The sequence below is a fragment of the Streptomyces sp. BL1 genome (genome assembly GCF_057628045.1).
In genome coordinates, this window is sequence record NZ_JBXYWZ010000002.1 from 7,839,028 (window position 1) to 7,855,476 (window position 16,449).

Here is a 16,449-nt window from a genome sequence, read left to right on the forward strand (position 1 = left end):
CCCCCGCAAAGACCGGCCCGACGCCCACACGGCGCCGGGCCGGTCTTTGCGTGTCCGGGTCCGTCTCGGTGACCGCCTCGGGTTCGGTGTACCGAGGTATACGCATGTCGGGGGTGGTACCGATGCGGGGTGCGGGGTGGGGCGGGGACTGTGGGGGTGATCGCGGGGGCCAGGGGCATGGGGCATGGCTGGAGGCAGTCCGTGCAGGGTGTGGGGAACCACGTGCCGGCCGTTCTCGCCGGACGGGACGTCGCGCTGGCCGAGGTGGAGGGCCTGCTGCGGGCGGAACGCATGGTCACGGTGACCGGTCCCGGGGGAGTGGGGAAGAGCGCGCTCGTCACGGCGCTGCTGCGCGATATGCGTCCCGGACGGTGGGAGACCGTGGGCCGGACCGATCTGATCGGGCTGGCCGACCCGGCTCTGCTGACGCGGGAGCTGGCCCGCGCACTGGGCAGGGGCGACCTGTGGGCCCGTCCCCGACTCGCGGACCTGGCGCGGGCGTTGGGGAGTTCTCCGGCGCTGCTGGCCGTGGACACCTGCGAGCATCTGGCCGAGGTGTGTGCCGGAGTTCTGCGCGAACTCGTCGACGCCTGCCCCGGATTGACCGTACTGGCCACGAGTCGCAGACCGCTGGACGCCGCCTGCCAGTACCCTCTGCGGCCGCTGTCTCTCGAAGCCGCCACCCGTCTGTTCGTCGCCAGTGCCCGGCGGTGGGGCCTTGCCGACGTACCGGACACGGAGACGGCCCAGCGCATCTGTACGTTCCTGGACGGGCTGCCGCTCGCCGTCCACATCGCGGCCGGGCAGCTCACGTGGCTCTCGCCCGCCGAGCTCCTCGACCGGGTCTCCCGCCAGGAGACCGGCCACCGCTCGCCCGCCGCACCGGCCGGTGCCCCCTCGGAAGAGACCGTCCTCGACCTCACCGTTCCCGGCCTGCCCGCACGGCAACGTACGCTGCGGGACGTCCTGCTGAGGACCCATCAGCTGTGCATGCCCGAGGAGCGGCTGCTCTGGGCGCGCGGCACCGTCTTCCCCGGCCCCTTCGGACTGGACGACGCGCAAGAGGTGTGCGCCGACGACCGGTTGCCGTACGACACGTTGGGCGCGGCGTTCCAGGCCCTGGACCGGCAGGCGCTGATCGTACGGCAGGAGCCGTACGGTGCGACGTTCCGCATGCCGTGGTCGACACGGGCGTACGGGCGGCAGCAGTTGAGCCGGCTCGGGGAGGAACGCGAGTTCCTCCAGCGCTGCCTGTCGTGGTCGCTGCGCGACGAGGAGGAATGAAAGGCCTGTAGCCCGCCGTGAGGTGTGCGCCCCGCCGCGCTTCCGGGCCGTCATGGAGGTCCCGGCAGAACCGCATCGCAGGGATGCCGCACCGCGTAATCTGGAAAATGCCACTCCGGGACGCACACCAGGCAGAGGGCGAGCGACCATGCGGCTGGGATATGTCAGGGAACGTGCAGGCGAGTTGCCCCTGGAGGTCACGGGTTTCGTCGGACGCGAGCAGGAACTCCGGGAGACCGCCGCCCTGTTGAGCCGGGCCCGTCTGGTGTCCCTCACCGGGCCCGCGGGAGTCGGCAAGACACGCCTCGCCCTCAGGGCGGCCCGTACGGCACAGCCGCGCTTCCCCGACGGCATCTGCTTCGTCGAACTGTCCTCGCTGCGCGACCCGGTGCTGCTGCCGCACACCGTCGCCGCGGCACTGGGGCTGTCCGAGCAGGCCGACCGGGACCCGCTGAGCCTCCTCGTCACCTACCTGGCCCGCAAGCGGATGCTCCTGATGCTCGACACCTGCGAGCATCTGCTGGACGCCTGCGCGATGCTCGCCGATCTGATGCTCCGCATGGCCCCCGGTGTGACGGTGCTCGCCACCAGCCGCCAACCTCTCGATACTCCTGGCGAGTTCGTCCTCCCGATCACACCGCTGCCCACCGACGACGAGGCGGTCAAACTGTTTGCCGAGCGGGCCGCAGCCGTCGTGCCGGGCTTCACCCTCACCGAAGCCAACCGGGACGACGTCGTCGCCGTGTGCCGCTGGGTGGAAGGCATGCCGCTCGCCGTCGAACTCGCCGTCGTACGACTGCGCGCACTGTCACTCGGTGAACTCGCCACCCGGCTGCAGGGCAGGCTCCAGTCGCTCACCGGCGGCCGCCGGGCCGCCGTCCCCGGCCACCACCGGACGCTGCGCGCCACCCTCGACTGGAGCCACGAACTGTGCACGCCACAGGAGCAATTGCTGTGGCGGCGCCTCTCGGTGTTCGCCGGGGACTTCGGCGCCGAAGCCGCCGAAGTCGTGTGCGGAGGCGGCGAACTGCCGGCCGAGGAAGTGCTCGACCCGCTCATCGGCCTCATCGACAAGTCGGTCGTGCTCCGCGTCGGCGACGAACCGGCGCGCTACCGGCTGCTGGACACCCTGCGCGAGTACGGCGCGGAACAACTCGCGGCGAGCGGCGAGGAGAACACGTACCGCCTGCAGCACCTCGCCCACCTGGAGGCCCTGGCCAACCGCGCCGACAGCCCCTTCCACAGCGACGAACAAGTCCAGCTGCTGGTCGCCCTGCGCGAGAGGCTCCAGGACTTCCGCGTCGCCCTGCGTCACACCCTCGACTCGGGAAACCCCGAACTGGCGCTGCGCGGACTCGTCCTCGCCACCCGGCTGTGGGCCCACTGGGTCACCGCGGGGCGGTTCCAGGAAGGGGCACGCTGGGTGCGCACCGGCCTGGCCACGGTGCGGCACCCCTGCCCCGAGCGCGTCGAAGCACTGCACCGGCTCGCCTGGATGGTCATGATCCTCGGGCAGTTCGAGGAGGCCGAGGCCTGCCTCAGCGAAGCGCAGGCGATCGTCGAGAAGAGCGGCGACGAGCGCAGTGCCGCCTACGTGATCCAGTACCAGGCGTGTCAGGCGATGATGCAGGTCCGGCTCCCCGAGGCGCACCGCGGCTTCGAAGAGGCGCGCCGCCGCTTCCGCGAGCTGGGTGACCGCGACGGCCTGGCGATCGCCGCCTTCGAGCACACCTTCGGCGCGGCGCTGGAGGGGAACGCGGAGTACGCGTGGGAGATCTCGGGGGAGGGCTTGGAGGCACTCGCCTCCGTCCCCGGGGAGTGCTGGACCCGCAGCTACTGCCTGCTCTACCGGCAGTTGGCGCTCTGGCAGTCCCGCGCCGGCGCCACGGACGGCCGTACGCGTGAGCCGGCGGAACGGGCCGCGGAGCGCGACCGGCTCGGCCGCGAAGTCCTGACTCTCAAGCAGATGATCGACGACCGGCTCGGCATGGGCATCGCCATGGATCTGCTGGCATGGTCCGCCGCCGAGGCCGGCCGTAGCGAGCGGGCCGCGTGGCTGCTGGGCGCCGCGAGGACCATCTGGGACAAGATCGGCTGCGCGTTCTTCGACATCGAGCTCCTGCACGAAGAGCAGCGCAAGGCGGCCGCCACGGCCCGGACGGCACTCGGCGACACGGCCTACGACGCGCTGTACGCGCGCGGCGCGGCGCTGGAGAGAGGAGAGGCGGTGACGTACGCACGGGAGGACCGGGACACGCTCCCGGAGTCCGACACGGTCTCTCCCGCGCCAGGCCCTGTGACCGCGGAAGTGCCCGCTGCCGTCGAGGAGTCGGTTACGGCGGCCTCCCGGGGAAGCGGCCGCGCGCCCGCACGGCAGGGCGGGCTCACGAACCGGGAACGGGAGGTCGCCGCACTCGTCGCCCAGGGACTGACCAACCGCGAGATCGCCGAACGCCTCGTCGTCTCCAAACGCACCGCGGACGCCCACGTCGAGCACATCCTCAACAAACTCGGCCTCACCTCCCGCACCCAGATCACGGGCTTGGAGTGACGGCCGCGCGCGGCTGACCGGCCTCCAGGCCCCGGAAGCCTGGAGCAGCGGGCGGGCCCGACCGGCCGTCAGCTCTTCTTGAGCTCCTCGGCGAGCATCACGAGGATGCCGCTGGGGCCGCGGACGTACGTGAGCTTGTAGATGTCCTCGTAGGTGGCCACGCCGCGAAGCGGACGGCATCCGTGCCGTGCGGCCGTCTCAAGGGCCTCGTCGAGGTTGTCGACCGAGAAGGCGACGCGATGCATGCCGATCTCGTTGGGGAGAGTGGGCTCCGTCTCGATCGCTTCGGGGTGGATGTACTCGAAGAGCTCAAGCTGACCTTGACCGCCCGGCGTCTGGAGCATCGCGACCTTGGCGTGATTGCCATCAAGGCCGACGGCGGTGTCGGTCCACTCACCACTGACCGTGTCCCGGCCGACGACCGTGAGGCCGAGGTCGGTGAAAAAGGCGATCGTTGCTTCGAGGTCACGAACAGCGATGCCGACGTTCTCAAGTTTGATGGCCATACAGTGCATGCTACCGAGCCGGGCCTATTGGGCCTATCGGTCCAGTACGACGGTGACGCGGCGCCGGTCTCCCCTCTTCGGCCCCGGGCCTGACACCGCGTCACCTTCCCGACCGGTCCGTCGGCTCGCGCTCCGCGGCGTCCCCGTCACCGCCGACGTCCGGGAACGAGTGGTGCTCGTGCGTTCCGGCACTCGTACGGATGTGAGCCCTTGAGTCCGGGCGCGACGAGCGCCGCTGAGCCCTCGGCGCCGACGATGAGCGCGGGCGGCGCAGCAGCCCGGCGGACAGCAGGCAGCTCGCCACGGTGATCCAGAGCGCGCCGTACGGGCCGAGCGCCGGGCCCCCGAGCCCGAACTGCACTGCTCACCTTGCGAGTTCGACAGAACGTGGGGTGTCTCTGCTCGCGCCGGGCGGTTGGCCGGTGACGCGTTTGTAGGCGCGGCTGAAAGCGGCCTGAGAGGTGTAGCCGAGGCGTTGTGCCACGGAGTGGATGGGCAACGTGTCCTGGGCCAGCCACTGGCCGGCAAGGAGCATCCGCAACTCCGTGGCGTAACGGAGGGGCGGCATGCCGATCGTGGTCTGGAACCGTTCCGCGAAGACGGACCGGGAGACGTTGCACTCCGCCGCCAGCTCGGCCACGGTCCAGTGATGCCCGGGCTGTCTGTGCAGGGCCAGGAGGGCGGAGGCCAGGCGCGGATCGCGCAAGGCGGCCACGAGACCGGACGTACTGTCGCATCCGCATTCGGCCCAGCCCCGTACGATCATGGCCGCCGCCACTTCGGCCAGCCGGGCGAGCACGCCGGCGAATCCCACGCGTCCGGCGCAGACTTCGTGCTTCATCGACGTGAGGATCGGCACGAGTCCGGGGTAACGCTTTCCCCCGGCGTCGACGAGCATGACGTCGGGCATCAGCCGGCCGAGGCCCTGCATTCCGCCGAGGTCGAACTCCATGAAGCCATTGAAGAAGACCGCGCTGGGATTCGGGTCGGTGCTCGGGCAGGTGTCCACGTCGGAAACCGCGTCGCTCAGGGGGGACTCATGGAAACTGTCGATGCGCCGGGCCGGTATGTCCGGACCGGAGAGCAGCTGATGGGACTCGCCGTGTGGCATGAATACGGCGCTGCCGGCCGAGAGTTCGTGGACTGTTCCGTCCGCGGTGCGCAGGACGGCGGATCCTGCGGCGAGGAAGTGGAAATAACAACGTCCGGGCTCGGCGTCGAGAGTGAGGCCAAACCGCGGGCCGACATGAACGCGACGGTAGCGAACACCGCGCAGCCGCATGCTGGTCAGCAGCTCGCTGATGAGGTCGGACGACAGGGCGAACTGCCCCGTAGGTCCACCGTCCGGAGGCTCGGCAGGCGCCCCGTCCGGAGCCCCGGCAGGCCCATCGTCCGGAGTCCCGGTCAAAGATTGCGGACGTTCTGTCATAGCTCATCCTGAAGATCGCGTGCAGGCTTGACCAGAACCTTTGAGGCGATTCAGAGATTCCCTACGTACGGATCGAGGAGCAATTGATGAGCAGGATCGAGCAGACCGTCGAGATTCCCCACCTGGGCGGGTCGACCGTCGGGTACACCTTCGCCGGGCCGTACGACCCCGCGCTTCCGACGCTGGTCCTGATCAACTCGTACACCACCTCGGCCGAGCTGTACCGGCCGCAGTTCGACGACCCGGCGCTCACGTCCGCGGTCAACCTGCTTGCCCTGGAGCCCTACGGGCACGGCCGCACGAGGGCCTCGTACGAGCACTTCACCTACTGGGACAGCGCGGTTGCGAACCTGCAGGTCCTCGACGCGCTCGGGATCCGCGAGGCCTTCGTGCTGGGGACCTCGCAGGGCGGCTGGGTGGCGGTCCGCATGGCGCTGCTCGCCCCGGACGTGGTGAAGGGACTGATCCCGCTCGGCACGTCGATGGACTTCGAGAGCCCGCGCAGCCGCGACCTGGGGTGCTGGGACGGGATCGAGTTCAACACGCCGCTCATCGATGCGCTCGCAGACCCGGTCGGCGAGGACTGGGTCGTGCCGGACGAGGTCGTGGACGGCGTGTTCGATACGGCCCTGGGCGGTGTCCCGGGCGAGGAACGCGAGTTCTGGCTCGCCGCCTACCGCGCCAACTACGCAGGTGACGCCGGGCGCCGCCGCCTGCGCCTCAGCACGGTGAACCTGCGCGACCGCGACGGGCTCCACGGCCGGCTCGACGACATACGCTGCCCCGTCCTGTGGCTGCACGGCACCGCGGACCAGGTGTACTCCGTGGCCAACGCCCGGGAAGAGATACGGATGTTCACCCGCTCTCCCGAGGCGCGGCTGGAAGTCGTCGAGGGCGGACAGCACTTCCTGAGCGCCTCGAACCCTGCGGAGGTCGGCTCCGCGGCGATCGAGTTCGTGAAGCGCTGGGCCTGAGCCGCAGGGAGAGCGCCGGGCCCGAGCCGCAGGGAATGCGCCGGGCCTGAGCCGCAGGGAATGCGCCGGGCCCGAGCGCAAGGAGAGCGCCGGGGTGACGTATCAGTTGCCGACGAGCCGCATGTGCGTCTCGTTGTAGCGGTCGCCGCGTACGCCGATGCGGGCCGCCACGGCGTCGAGGTCCGCAATGTCGTCGGCGGACAGGGCGACTTGGGCCGCGCCGGCGTTCTCCTCCAGGCGTCCGATACGGCGGGTTCCGGGGATCGGGGCGATCCACGGGTGCTGGGCGAGGAGCCAGGCCAGGGCGACCTGCCCCGGGGTGGCGTCCTTGGCTCGGGCGAGCGCGGCGACATGGTCGACCAGGGCCTGGTTGGCGGCGAGGTTGTCCTGGCTGAACCGCGGGATCGTCGTACGGATGTCGCCCTCGGTGAACGCGGTCGACGTGTCGACGGTGCCGGTGAGGAAGCCCTTGCCGAGCGGGCTGAACGGCACGAAGCCGATGCCGAGTTCGGCGAGCGTGGGCAGGACCTCGGGCTCGGGGTCGCGGGTCCACAGCGAGTATTCGCTCTGTACGGCGGTCACGGGATGGACGGCGTGTGCCTTGCGGATCGTCGCGGCGGCCGCCTCCGACAGGCCGAAGTGCCGTACCTTGCCCGCCTGTACGAGCTCACCGACCGCGCCCGCGACGTCCTCGATCGGGACGTCGGGGTCGACCCGGTGCTGGTAGAAGAGGTCGATCGAGTCCGTACGCAGGCTGCGCAGGGAGGCGTCGGCCACCCGCTTGATCTGTTCCGGCCTGCTGTCCAGCCCGGCGATCTTGCCGTTCTCGATGTTCCAGCCGAACTTCGTGGCGATGACGGCCTGTTCGCGTACAGGTGCGAGGGCCTCGCCGACGAGTTCCTCGTTGACGTAGGGGCCGTAGACCTCGGCGGTGTCGAAGAAGGTGATGCCCCGGTCCACGGCGGCACGGATCACGCCGATCATGTCCTGCCGGTCGCCGGGATTCGGTCCGTAGCTCTGGGACATTCCCATGCAGCCCAGGCCGATGGCCGAGACCTGGAGCCCCTGGCCGAGCGTGCGCTTGTGCATCGTGAGTCTCCTCGTACGGGTAGAGGGGGCGGAGTCGGTGGGTGAAGTACCTGTCCAGCGGCCGCTGTTGGGCCCGGCTGCCGCCGGAGGCTACTTGGTGGCGGAGAGCGCCGCGGCGTACTGCTCGTCGGTGACCGGCTCCAGCCAAGTGGTGCCGTCGCCGTTCCCGTCGCCGACGACGATGGCGATGTGGGCCATGAGATTGGCGTCCGTGGCGCCGTGCCAATGCTCCTCACCGGCCGGGCACTTGACGGTCTCACCGGCGCTGACGCGGACGACATCGCCGTCCCGGGTGCCGACCAGGCCGACGCCGTCGGTGACGACGAGAGTCTGACCGTTGGCGTGCGAGTGCCAGTTGGTACGGGCGCCGGGCGTGAACCGTACGTGCCCCACGGCCAGCCGCGCCGGCTCGGACGGAGCCTCCAGCAGGTTGAGGTAGACGTCGCCGGTGAAGCGCTCCGCCGGGGTCTTCACGGTGGGGGTCGAGGTGGTGTGTTCCATGGTCGTCTCCTGTGCGGGTCAGTGGGGCGAGTGTCAGACGGCGTCCGCGTGGGCGAGGCCGGAGCCCAGCTCATGGGAGGCTTCCACCTGGGCGAGCAGCTCGTTGGCCTTCGCCTCGACGGCCTGGAGGCAGTCGTCACCGGCGACGAACCGCAGCGGCGGCTGCTCCAGATCCGCGACCGCGAGCAGCGCGTCGGCGAGCTTCACCGGGTCGCCGGCCTGCTGCCCGTTCATGGACTCCCAGACCTTCTTCGTCTCGGCGGTGCGCTCGGCGTAGTCGTCGACCGACAGCTCCGCGTACGTCGTGGAGGCGTCCACCAGCAGTTCCGTACGGAAGAAGCCCGGCTCGACGATGGTGGTGCGGATGCCGTACGGCTCGACGTCGTGGTGCAGGGACTCCATGAAGCCCTCCACGCCGAACTTGGCGGTCGAGTAGGCGACACAGAAGTCGACGCCGATCGCGCCGGCGAGGGAGGAGAGGGTGATGACGTGCCCGGAACGCTGTGCCCGCATGACGGGCAGCACGGCCCGGGTGACGTTCATCGGCCCGAACAGGTTCGTCTCCATCTGGGCGCGGATCTGCGCCTCGGAGAGTTCCTCGAAGAACCCGGCGTAGAAGTTGGCCGCGTTGTTGATCAGTACGTCGATGCGTCCGAAGCGGTCGACGGCAGCCTGGACGGCCGTCTCGGCGGCGCCGGAGTCGGTGATGTCGAGGGCGGTGGTCAGGAGGTTGTCCTGCTCGCCGCCGAGGGCTTCCAGTACGCCCTCGGGACGGCGGCCGGTGGCGACGACCTGGTGGCCGGCTGCCAGGGCCCGGCGGGCGATGTCCGCGCCCAGGCCGCGTCCGGCGCCGGTGATGAAGAAGACCTTGCTCATGAGGGGATGTCGCTCCGTACGTGCTGCGGGGTGGGTCAGTGGGGTCAGGCGGCGCCGCGCTCGTCGGCGATCTTCTTGAGCTGGTTGACCGCGGTCATGGCGTTGGGCCAGCCCGCGTAGAAGGCCAGGTGGGTGATCGCCTCGGACAGCTCCTCGACGCTGAGCCCGTTGTCGAGGGCCACGCCCAGGTGGTAGCCGAGCTGCTCGCCGCGGTACAGCGCGGCCAGCACGCTCACCGTGACGAGGCTGCGGTCGCGCGGGGAGAGCCCGGGGCGCTCCCACACGTCGCCGAACAGGACGTCGTCGGTGACCTCGACCAGCTTCGGCGCGATCCCGGCCAGCTCCTGGGGTGCGGACTGCTTCGGCATGACGGCTCCTCGGTTCCTCGGTTCTCGGGTCACAACGGCGGGGTCGGCACGGGCCACTGTGTGGCCGGGCCGGTCCCGCGGCAGCCGCTGCGACCCTGTTCCCGACTGCTGCCGGGAGGGCTCCAACCGCTGCCGATATCCAGGAAACGGCAGGTCAACACGGTGGAGAAGGGCCTGATGATCCAGGTACTGACAGGACCCCCCACGGGTCCGCCGACCGGCTTAGCCTGGGATGCGTGAGTACCGAGAGCGACATCCGCGCCTTCCTGGCCTCCCGCCGCGGAAAGATCACCCCGCAGCAGGCCGGGCTGCCCGCGTACGGCGGGAACCGGCGCGTACCGGGCCTGCGCCGCGAAGAAGTCGCCCTGCTCGCCGGCGTCAGCATCGACTACTACGTACGGCTGGAACGCGGCCGCCTCGCCGGCGCCTCCGAAGAGGTCCTCGACTCCGTCGCCAACGCACTCCAGCTCGACGACGCCGAACGCGCCCACCTCTACGACCTGGCACGCGCCGTCGCCAAGCGGCCCGCCCGCCGTACGAAGCGCACCCGCGGCCCCCTGCCGGACAGCGTCCGCCGCGTCCTGGACTCCATGACCGACTCGCCGGCCTTCATCCGCAACGGCCGCCTGGACGTGCTGGCCACCAACCGCCTCGGCCGCGCCCTCTACTCACCGCTGTACGCCGACGACGCCCCCGAGCCCGTCAACATCGCCCGCTTCCAGTTCCTCGCCCCCACCGGGCGCGACTTCTTCCCGGACTGGGAGGAGTCCGTGAACACCACCGTGTCCCTGCTGCGCACCGAGGCGGGGCGCGCCCCGGGCGACAGCGAACTGACCGGGCTGATCGGCGAACTCGCCACCCGCAGCGACGAGTTCCGCACCGCCTGGGCCAAACACAACGTGCGCCTGCACTACACCGGCCGCAAAGCCTTCCGGCACCCCGCCATCGGCGAGATCACCTTCGACTTCGACGCGATGGAACTCCCCGCCCAGCCGGGCCTGACCCTCACCGCGTACAGCGCCCCGCCGAACACCCCCGACCACGACAAGCTCCAACTCCTCGCCGCCTGGGCCGCGACGGAGGAGACCTCCGCGCGGCAGTAGCGGCTGCGGCTTCAGACGCCCCCGGGCGCCTGTCAGTTGAGGTCGTCGTTGCGCCAGGCGTAGACCGTGGCGCCCTTCGTCATGGTCGTGTAGTCGCCCATCTCCCCGCACCGGCCCGCTCCGGCGTCCTTCGGTCCCCAGCCGGCGGCGAGTGCGGGCTCTTCGAAGTCCTCCCCGGGGTTGCACTGTTGACGCTTCACGTGGCGCAGCGGTGTATCGGCGAGGGTGAAGCGCACGACCTGGGCCTGGCTCGTGGTGTCCGCCTTGACCTTCACGCCGGTGGCGTCCCGCGGGGCCCAGTCGGGGGCGCGGAGGATCAGGTCTCCGCGGTCCTGGGATGCCGCCACGGTCGGGAAGGCGGCGACTCTCTCGTGCAGGACGGCGTCGTTGAAGGCGTCGGGGAAGCCGTCGTTGTGCTCCTTGAGCGCAGAGGCGGCCGCCGGGACGACAGTCTGGCCGACTATGAGCACCGCGCAGACACCGATGAGGGCCTTCATCTTGTTCGTCATGTACGTCTCTCTTCTGGAGGGTCAGTCGGGCGCGCTGTCAGTCGCCGTCGTACGTAAGAAGGTCGCCGGGCTGGCAGTTCAGCTCGCGGCAGATTTTCGAGAGGGTCGAGAACCGGACGGCTTTGGCGCGGCCGTTCTTCAGCACCGACAGGTTGACGATGGTGATGCCCACGCGTTCGGCGAGCTCGGTGAGCGTCATGCCGCGCTCTTCGAGGACGCGGTCGAGATGGACCTGGATGCCGTGCGCATCCTCCTCGGGCATCAGACGGTCCCTTCGAGATCCTCACGCATCCGCACGCCCTCGCGCATGATCCTCCCGAAGATCACCGCAGCGAGACCCGTGAGGAGCATGGACCAGGGGAGGGCGTTGTCCATCGGCTCCCACGGCATGCTGAACAGGGAGAAGTACGGCTTCCCCTCGACCTGCGGCACCATGCTCGACTCCAGGAAGACCTGCGACCAGCCGGTGACGAAAGTCGCGGCCGGCCCGCCGACGGCGACGAACCAGCCGAGCGTACGCAGCCGTTGGGGCACCGCGTCGCTGAACGGGCCGTCGCGCAGCGCGGTCGCCAGCAGTCGCGAGAGCAGCAGCAGTGCGACGAACCCGAAGAGGTACCACGGCAGCCGGAGGCCGAGGTCGGCCGCGCGCTGGGCGAGGGACGGGTCGTGCTGGACGAGTCCGGTGACGCTGCCGCCGATGACCTCCACGCCGTCCGAGACCGCCGGACCCCCGCCCTTCAGGGGCGCGTTGGCGAGGAAGTCCGTCTGCACGGTGATCCCCTCGGCCGACGTCAGATGCACCAAGGCCATGCCGGCGAAGGCGAGCCCGCTCAGCGCCGTCAGTGCCGAAGTCAATGTCACCAGGCTCCTGGTCAGCCGGGTCTCCTGCATGGCCGTGTCCCCTTCCCCGTTTCTTATCGCGTTTCGATAAGAACGATAGTCGATAATATCGACTATCGACAAGGCGGTGTCGGGGCCATACCGCCCGCTGCCCCCCTGTCGGTACGATCAACAGGCAAGGTCATGCCGCTCAACGAGGGGAAATGGCATGCCTGACACTGCTGTACGCGGCCAAACCGACAGCCCCGCCGTTGCCCTGGGTCCGACCGCCCTGGTCCTCGGCACGCTGTCCGTCGTCGGCTGGGTGCCCGCGCTCTCGCTCTTCGCGTTCCCGCTGGCGATCATCGGCGGGCCGCTCGCCCTCACCTTCGGTGCGATGGGCATCCACTACGCACGCCGAGGTGTCGGCCGGCTGTGGACGGCGCTCGCCGGTACGACCCTCGGGCTCATCGGCTTCGCCGGACCCGTCTATCTGGTCTGGGCTTTCAGCGCCTGAGGCCCCTACGGGAACGTCAGCCGGCCCGATCACCGGCTCCGGACCGCGCCGGTTCAGCGCCGGATGAGGCCGAGTTCGGTGGCCGTGGCGACGGCGGCCGTGCGGGAGTCGACGTCGAGCTTGGCGTAGATGTGCACCAGGTGGGACTTGACGGTGCCTTCGGTGAGGTGGAGGCGGCTGCCGATGTCCTGGTTGGACAGCCCTTCGGCGACCAGGACCAGCACTTCCGTCTCGCGGCGGGTCAGGGAAGGGCCGGGGGAGCGCAGACGGTTCATCAGCCGGTCCGCGACGCTGGGCGCCAGCGTGATGCGGCCCGCTGCTGCCGTGCGTACGGCGGCGGCCAACTCCTCGGGCGGGGCGTCCTTGAGGAGGTAGCCGGTGGCGCCGGCTTCGATGGCGGGCACGGTGTCGGCGTCGGCGCTGTAGGTCGTGACGATCAGGACCCGGGGCGCTTGGGGCCGGCCGGTGATGGCGGCGGTGGCCTGGACGCCGTTCATGCCCGTACCGAACTGAAGGTCCATCAGGACGACGTCGATGTCGCCCGCTTCGGCGCGGGTGACGGCGTCCTCGCCTGTGGCGGCCTCGGCCACCACGTCGATGCCGGGTTCGGTCTCCAGCACGGCGCGCAGTCCGGCCCGTACGACGGGATGGTCGTCGGCCAGCAGCAGGCGGATGGGCGTCTCGGTCACGGGCGGGCCTCGGGAGGGGAGTCTAGGGGCAGTTGGGCGGCCAGCGCGGTGCCGCGGCCGGGCGCTGATTCGAGGGTGAGTGTGCCACCGAGGGCGTGGACGCGGGCGCGCATGGCCGCCAGACCGAATCCGCCGGCTTCCGGGTCGGGTTCGGGCAGTCGGCCGGGGTCGAAGCCGTGTCCGTTGTCGACGATGTCGACGGCGACGTGGTCACCGAGATAGCTGAGGGTGACCTCGGCGGTGGTGGCGTCGGCGTGCCGGACCGTGTTGCCGAGCGCCGACTGGGCGATGCGCAGCAGCGCGGCCTCGTACGCGTCCGGCATCGGCGTGGGAGCGCCGGTGAGCTGGAAGCGGGCGGTGAGCGGATGGCGCGTACTGGTCGTGGCGCACAGGTGCTCCAACGCACCGGCCAGCGTGGTGTCTTCGAGCGCCGGCGGGGCGAGGGCGGCGACGAAGCGGCGGGCTTCCGCGAGGTTGTCGAGGGCGGCCTGGCGGGCCTGCCCGACGTGCCCGCCGGCTGCCTCGGGACGTTCGGGCAGGGCGCGTTCGGCTGCGCGCAACAGCAGTTGGATGCTGGTCAGGCCCTGGGCGAGGGTGTCGTGGATCTCGCGGGCGAGGCGCTGGCGCTCCTCCAGTACGCCCGCGGTGTGCTGGGCCCGGGCCAAGTCGGCGCGCGCGGCGTTGAGTTCCTCGATCAGCCGGCGTCGCTGTTCGCTCTCCCGGTACAGGGCCTGGTAACCCCACACCACCGCCACGGCCACCGCGGCGCCCAGGGCCGGGCCGATGGCGGTGGCCAGGGTGAGGACGCCCTGGTGCGCCGAGAAGGCCGCGATCGCCGCGAGCGCGGTGGCGGCCACGGCCACCAGGGCGCTGCGGCGCGGCAGCAGATGCAGCTGGAGGAAGTAGAGCGGGAAGGCCACCCACACGCCGTCGGCCGACAGCGCCAGCAGCACCAGCCAGACGACGCCCACGGCAGCCAGCCACACGGCGGCGGCCCGCCGCGAGCGGCTCACGCGCGGCAGCAGCGGACCCACCGCGTACACCCCCGCCAGCGCCACCGCCGTCGAGACGACCGCGCCGGCGTGCGGCGCGGCGTCGGCCACGGCCCTTCCCGCGGCCAGCGCCAGCAGGCCGGCCATGAGCAGGTGCAGGCACCAGGTCAGCGCCCGGGTGGTGGGAGTCGGCTTCGCCATGATCAATCCAGCGTACGGAGGCCACCGGCCGCAGGCATCCATCGAAAGTGAGAACTCGGCTGCCGCCTTTCGGCCCGCGAAGATCTGTCCTGCGCGCGATGCCCCGGGCACGGTGCGGCGGCGACGGTGGGGCTGTATCGCTTCCACGTTGCTCCCACCGTATGAAAGGGCAGGTCACGACATGTTTGTCGGCTGGAGGGATCTGCGGTTCGCCAAGGGGCGCTTCGCCCTGATGGGAACCGTCATCGTGCTCATCACCCTGCTGGTGGGGCTGCTGTCCGGGCTGACGGGCGGGCTGGGGCAGCAGAACATTTCCGCGATCACCGGGCTGCCCGCCGACAAGATCGCCTTCAACGCGCCCGGCGACGGCGAGGACCTGTCCTACGCCGACTCCACCGTCACCCGGGACCAGTGGCAGCAGTGGGCGAAGACCCCCGGCGTCGAGAGCGCCGAACCGCTGGGCATCTCCACCACCAAGGCCGGCTCCGGCGGCAAGAACGTCGGCGTCTCCGCCTTCGGCGTGCGGCCCGGCTCCTCCCTGGCTCCCGAGAGCAACCGGCTCGACGACCACAGCGCGGTCCTCTCCACCACAGCCGCCGACGACCTGGGAGCCGAGCCGGGCGACACCTTCACCCTCGCCGGACAGAAGCTGACCGTGGCCGGCGTCAGCGGCGACGCCTCCTTCAGCCACACCCCCGTCATCTACACCAGCCTCGACACGTGGCAGAAGACCACACCCCCGACAGGCAAGAACGACGGGCCCACCGCCACCGTCATCGCGCTGAGCACCGGCTCAGGAATCGGCCTCCAGGCCGCCGACGCCGCAGCCGGCACCCGTACGGTCGCCAAGGACGACTCGCTGTCCGCGATCGGCTCCTACTCCTCCGAGAACGGCTCGCTGCAGATGATGCGCGGCTTCCTCTTCGCCATCTCAGCGCTCGTCATCGGCGCCTTCTTCACCGTGTGGACGATCCAGCGCAGCGGTGACGTCGCCGTACTCAAGGCGCTGGGCGCCTCCACCGCCAACCTGCTGCGCGACGCGCTGGGCCAGGCCCTGGTGCTGCTCACCGGCGGAACCCTGCTGGGTACGGCGCTGGCTGCCGGCATCGGCGCGGCCATCTCGGGAGGCCCCGTGCCCTTCTCGCTGACACCCGCGACCGTGCTCGTGCCCGCCGCCGTACTGATCGTGCTCGGCGCGTTCGGGGCCGCGCTGTCCATCCGCCGCATCACGTCCGTCGACCCGCTGACCGCCCTGGGGAGCACCCGATGAGCCTGCACCTGACCGACATCACCCTCACCTACCCCGACGGCGACAGCCGCCTGACCGCCCTCGACCAGGTCAGCCTCGACGTACCCAAGGCCAACCTGACTGCCGTCGTGGGCCCTTCCGGCTCCGGCAAGTCCAGCCTCCTCGCGGTGGCCGCCACCCTCATCACCCCTGACACCGGCACCGTGACCATCGACGGCACGACCACCACCGGCATGACCCGCGCCGAACTGACCGAACTGCGCCGCCACAAGGTCGGCATCGTCTTCCAACAGCCCAACCTCGTGGCCTCGTTGACCGCCGCCGAACAGCTCCAGGTCATGGCCCAGATCGACGGCCGCTCTCCCGCCAGGGCCCGCCCGCGCGCCATGGAACTGCTGGACGCGGTCGGACTGGCCGACAAGGCAGGCCGACGCCCCCACCAGCTCTCCGGCGGCCAGCTCCAGCGCGTCAACATCGCCCGCGCCCTGATGAACGACCCCACCGTGCTGCTCGTCGACGAGCCCACCAGCGCCCTGGACCACGAACGCGGCGCCGCCGTCATCGACTTGATCACCCGCCTCACCCACCAGAACGCCACCGCGACCGTCCTCGTCACCCACGACCCCACCCACCTCACCGCGGTCGACCACATCGCCGAAGGCCACGACGGGCATCTACGGCTGCCCTCCGCGGCGCGGTAGTCCACAGCGGGACGGTCCGCATCCTGCCGAAGGGCAGGCTCGCCAGCCACCACGCCGGCCGGAAGACGGGCCTGAAGTGCTGGGGTCAGCT

General features: G+C 70.6%; 18 protein-coding genes. 7 read left to right on the forward strand and 11 right to left on the reverse strand.

Features of this window, described 5'->3' with window-relative positions; all coding sequences use genetic code 11:
• Window positions 1-222 precede the first annotated feature (222 nt).
• Window positions 223-1,284 (forward strand): ATP-binding protein, encoded by a 1,062-nt coding sequence (locus AC3AGO_RS34555; RefSeq protein ID WP_487824248.1) that lies wholly within the window; start codon window positions 223-225, stop codon window positions 1,282-1,284.
• Between the two features lie 148 nt (window positions 1,285-1,432).
• Complete coding sequence (locus AC3AGO_RS34560; protein ID WP_487824249.1) at window positions 1,433-3,835, forward strand: ATP-binding protein; 2,403 nt, start codon at window positions 1,433-1,435, stop codon at window positions 3,833-3,835.
• 68 nt (window positions 3,836-3,903) lie between these two features.
• Here the strand turns inward: AC3AGO_RS34560 and AC3AGO_RS34565 are convergent, their stop codons facing one another.
• Window positions 3,904-4,341 carry a VOC family protein gene (locus AC3AGO_RS34565; RefSeq protein WP_487824250.1) on the reverse strand — a complete coding sequence of 146 codons (438 nt, stop codon included), beginning with the start codon at window positions 4,339-4,341 and terminating at the stop codon, window positions 3,904-3,906.
• 364 nt (window positions 4,342-4,705) lie between these two features.
• Window positions 4,706-5,770: an AraC family transcriptional regulator gene (locus AC3AGO_RS34570; protein ID WP_487824251.1), complete on the reverse strand. Its 1,065-nt coding sequence runs from the start codon at window positions 5,768-5,770 to the stop codon at window positions 4,706-4,708.
• Between the two features lie 86 nt (window positions 5,771-5,856).
• On the opposite strand from AC3AGO_RS34570, the gene AC3AGO_RS34575 reads away from it, so the two are divergent.
• A complete protein-coding gene (locus AC3AGO_RS34575) occupies window positions 5,857-6,744 on the forward strand; it encodes an alpha/beta fold hydrolase (RefSeq protein WP_487824252.1) in 888 nt (295 codons plus the stop codon).
• 102 nt (window positions 6,745-6,846) lie between these two features.
• On the opposite strand, the gene AC3AGO_RS34580 is transcribed toward AC3AGO_RS34575, so the two are convergent.
• The 4 genes from AC3AGO_RS34580 to AC3AGO_RS34595 all read right to left on the reverse strand — a co-directional run bounded on the left by AC3AGO_RS34580 (window position 6,847) and on the right by AC3AGO_RS34595 (window position 9,578).
• Complete coding sequence (locus AC3AGO_RS34580) at window positions 6,847-7,833, reverse strand: aldo/keto reductase (RefSeq protein ID WP_487824253.1); 987 nt, start codon at window positions 7,831-7,833, stop codon at window positions 6,847-6,849.
• A gap of 90 nt (window positions 7,834-7,923) precedes the next feature.
• Window positions 7,924-8,334, reverse strand: a complete 411-nt coding sequence (locus AC3AGO_RS34585; protein ID WP_487824254.1) for a (R)-mandelonitrile lyase — start codon at window positions 8,332-8,334, stop codon at window positions 7,924-7,926.
• Window positions 8,335-8,367: 33 nt separating this feature from the next.
• Window positions 8,368-9,210, reverse strand: a complete 843-nt coding sequence (locus AC3AGO_RS34590; protein ID WP_487824255.1) for an SDR family oxidoreductase — start codon at window positions 9,208-9,210, stop codon at window positions 8,368-8,370.
• 44 nt (window positions 9,211-9,254) lie between these two features.
• Window positions 9,255-9,578 (reverse strand): carboxymuconolactone decarboxylase family protein, encoded by a 324-nt coding sequence (locus AC3AGO_RS34595; RefSeq protein WP_487824256.1) that lies wholly within the window; start codon window positions 9,576-9,578, stop codon window positions 9,255-9,257.
• Between the two features lie 236 nt (window positions 9,579-9,814).
• On the opposite strand from AC3AGO_RS34595, the gene AC3AGO_RS34600 reads away from it, so the two are divergent.
• On the forward strand, window positions 9,815-10,681 hold the full coding sequence (locus AC3AGO_RS34600; RefSeq protein ID WP_487824257.1) for a helix-turn-helix transcriptional regulator: 867 nt from the start codon (window positions 9,815-9,817) through the stop codon (window positions 10,679-10,681).
• 32 nt (window positions 10,682-10,713) lie between these two features.
• On the opposite strand, the gene AC3AGO_RS34605 is transcribed toward AC3AGO_RS34600, so the two are convergent.
• From AC3AGO_RS34605 to AC3AGO_RS34615, 3 genes are read right to left on the reverse strand one after another with little or no spacing between them, the layout of a single operon-like run.
• Complete coding sequence (locus AC3AGO_RS34605) at window positions 10,714-11,190, reverse strand: hypothetical protein (protein WP_487824258.1); 477 nt, start codon at window positions 11,188-11,190, stop codon at window positions 10,714-10,716.
• 37 nt (window positions 11,191-11,227) lie between these two features.
• Complete coding sequence (locus AC3AGO_RS34610; RefSeq protein WP_487824259.1) at window positions 11,228-11,452, reverse strand: helix-turn-helix domain-containing protein; 225 nt, start codon at window positions 11,450-11,452, stop codon at window positions 11,228-11,230.
• Window positions 11,452-12,081 (reverse strand): DUF2975 domain-containing protein, encoded by a 630-nt coding sequence (locus AC3AGO_RS34615; protein WP_487824260.1) that lies wholly within the window; start codon window positions 12,079-12,081, stop codon window positions 11,452-11,454. The genes AC3AGO_RS34610 and AC3AGO_RS34615 overlap by 1 nt, the downstream gene beginning before the upstream one ends.
• Window positions 12,082-12,238: 157 nt before the next feature.
• Here AC3AGO_RS34615 and AC3AGO_RS34620 point away from each other — a divergent pair, with 157 nt between their 5' ends.
• Window positions 12,239-12,526, forward strand: coding sequence for a hypothetical protein (locus tag AC3AGO_RS34620; RefSeq protein WP_487824261.1), 288 nt, complete (start codon window positions 12,239-12,241; stop codon window positions 12,524-12,526).
• 53 nt (window positions 12,527-12,579) lie between these two features.
• Here AC3AGO_RS34620 and AC3AGO_RS34625 read toward each other — a convergent pair whose 3' ends face one another.
• Window positions 12,580-13,215, reverse strand: coding sequence for a response regulator (locus tag AC3AGO_RS34625; protein ID WP_487824262.1), 636 nt, complete (start codon window positions 13,213-13,215; stop codon window positions 12,580-12,582).
• Complete coding sequence (locus AC3AGO_RS34630) at window positions 13,212-14,408, reverse strand: sensor histidine kinase (protein ID WP_487824263.1); 1,197 nt, start codon at window positions 14,406-14,408, stop codon at window positions 13,212-13,214. Before AC3AGO_RS34630 ends, AC3AGO_RS34625 begins: the two co-directional genes overlap by 4 nt.
• Window positions 14,409-14,589: 181 nt before the next feature.
• Here AC3AGO_RS34630 and AC3AGO_RS34635 point away from each other — a divergent pair, with 181 nt between their 5' ends.
• Together AC3AGO_RS34635 and AC3AGO_RS34640 are read left to right on the forward strand one after the other, a co-directional pair.
• Entirely contained in the window at window positions 14,590-15,678 is a 1,089-nt protein-coding gene (locus AC3AGO_RS34635) for an ABC transporter permease (RefSeq protein WP_487824264.1), read from the forward strand.
• Window positions 15,675-16,358, forward strand: a complete 684-nt coding sequence (locus tag AC3AGO_RS34640) for an ABC transporter ATP-binding protein (RefSeq protein ID WP_487824265.1) — start codon at window positions 15,675-15,677, stop codon at window positions 16,356-16,358. The genes AC3AGO_RS34635 and AC3AGO_RS34640 overlap by 4 nt, the downstream gene beginning before the upstream one ends.
• Window positions 16,359-16,449: the final 91 nt, after the last annotated feature.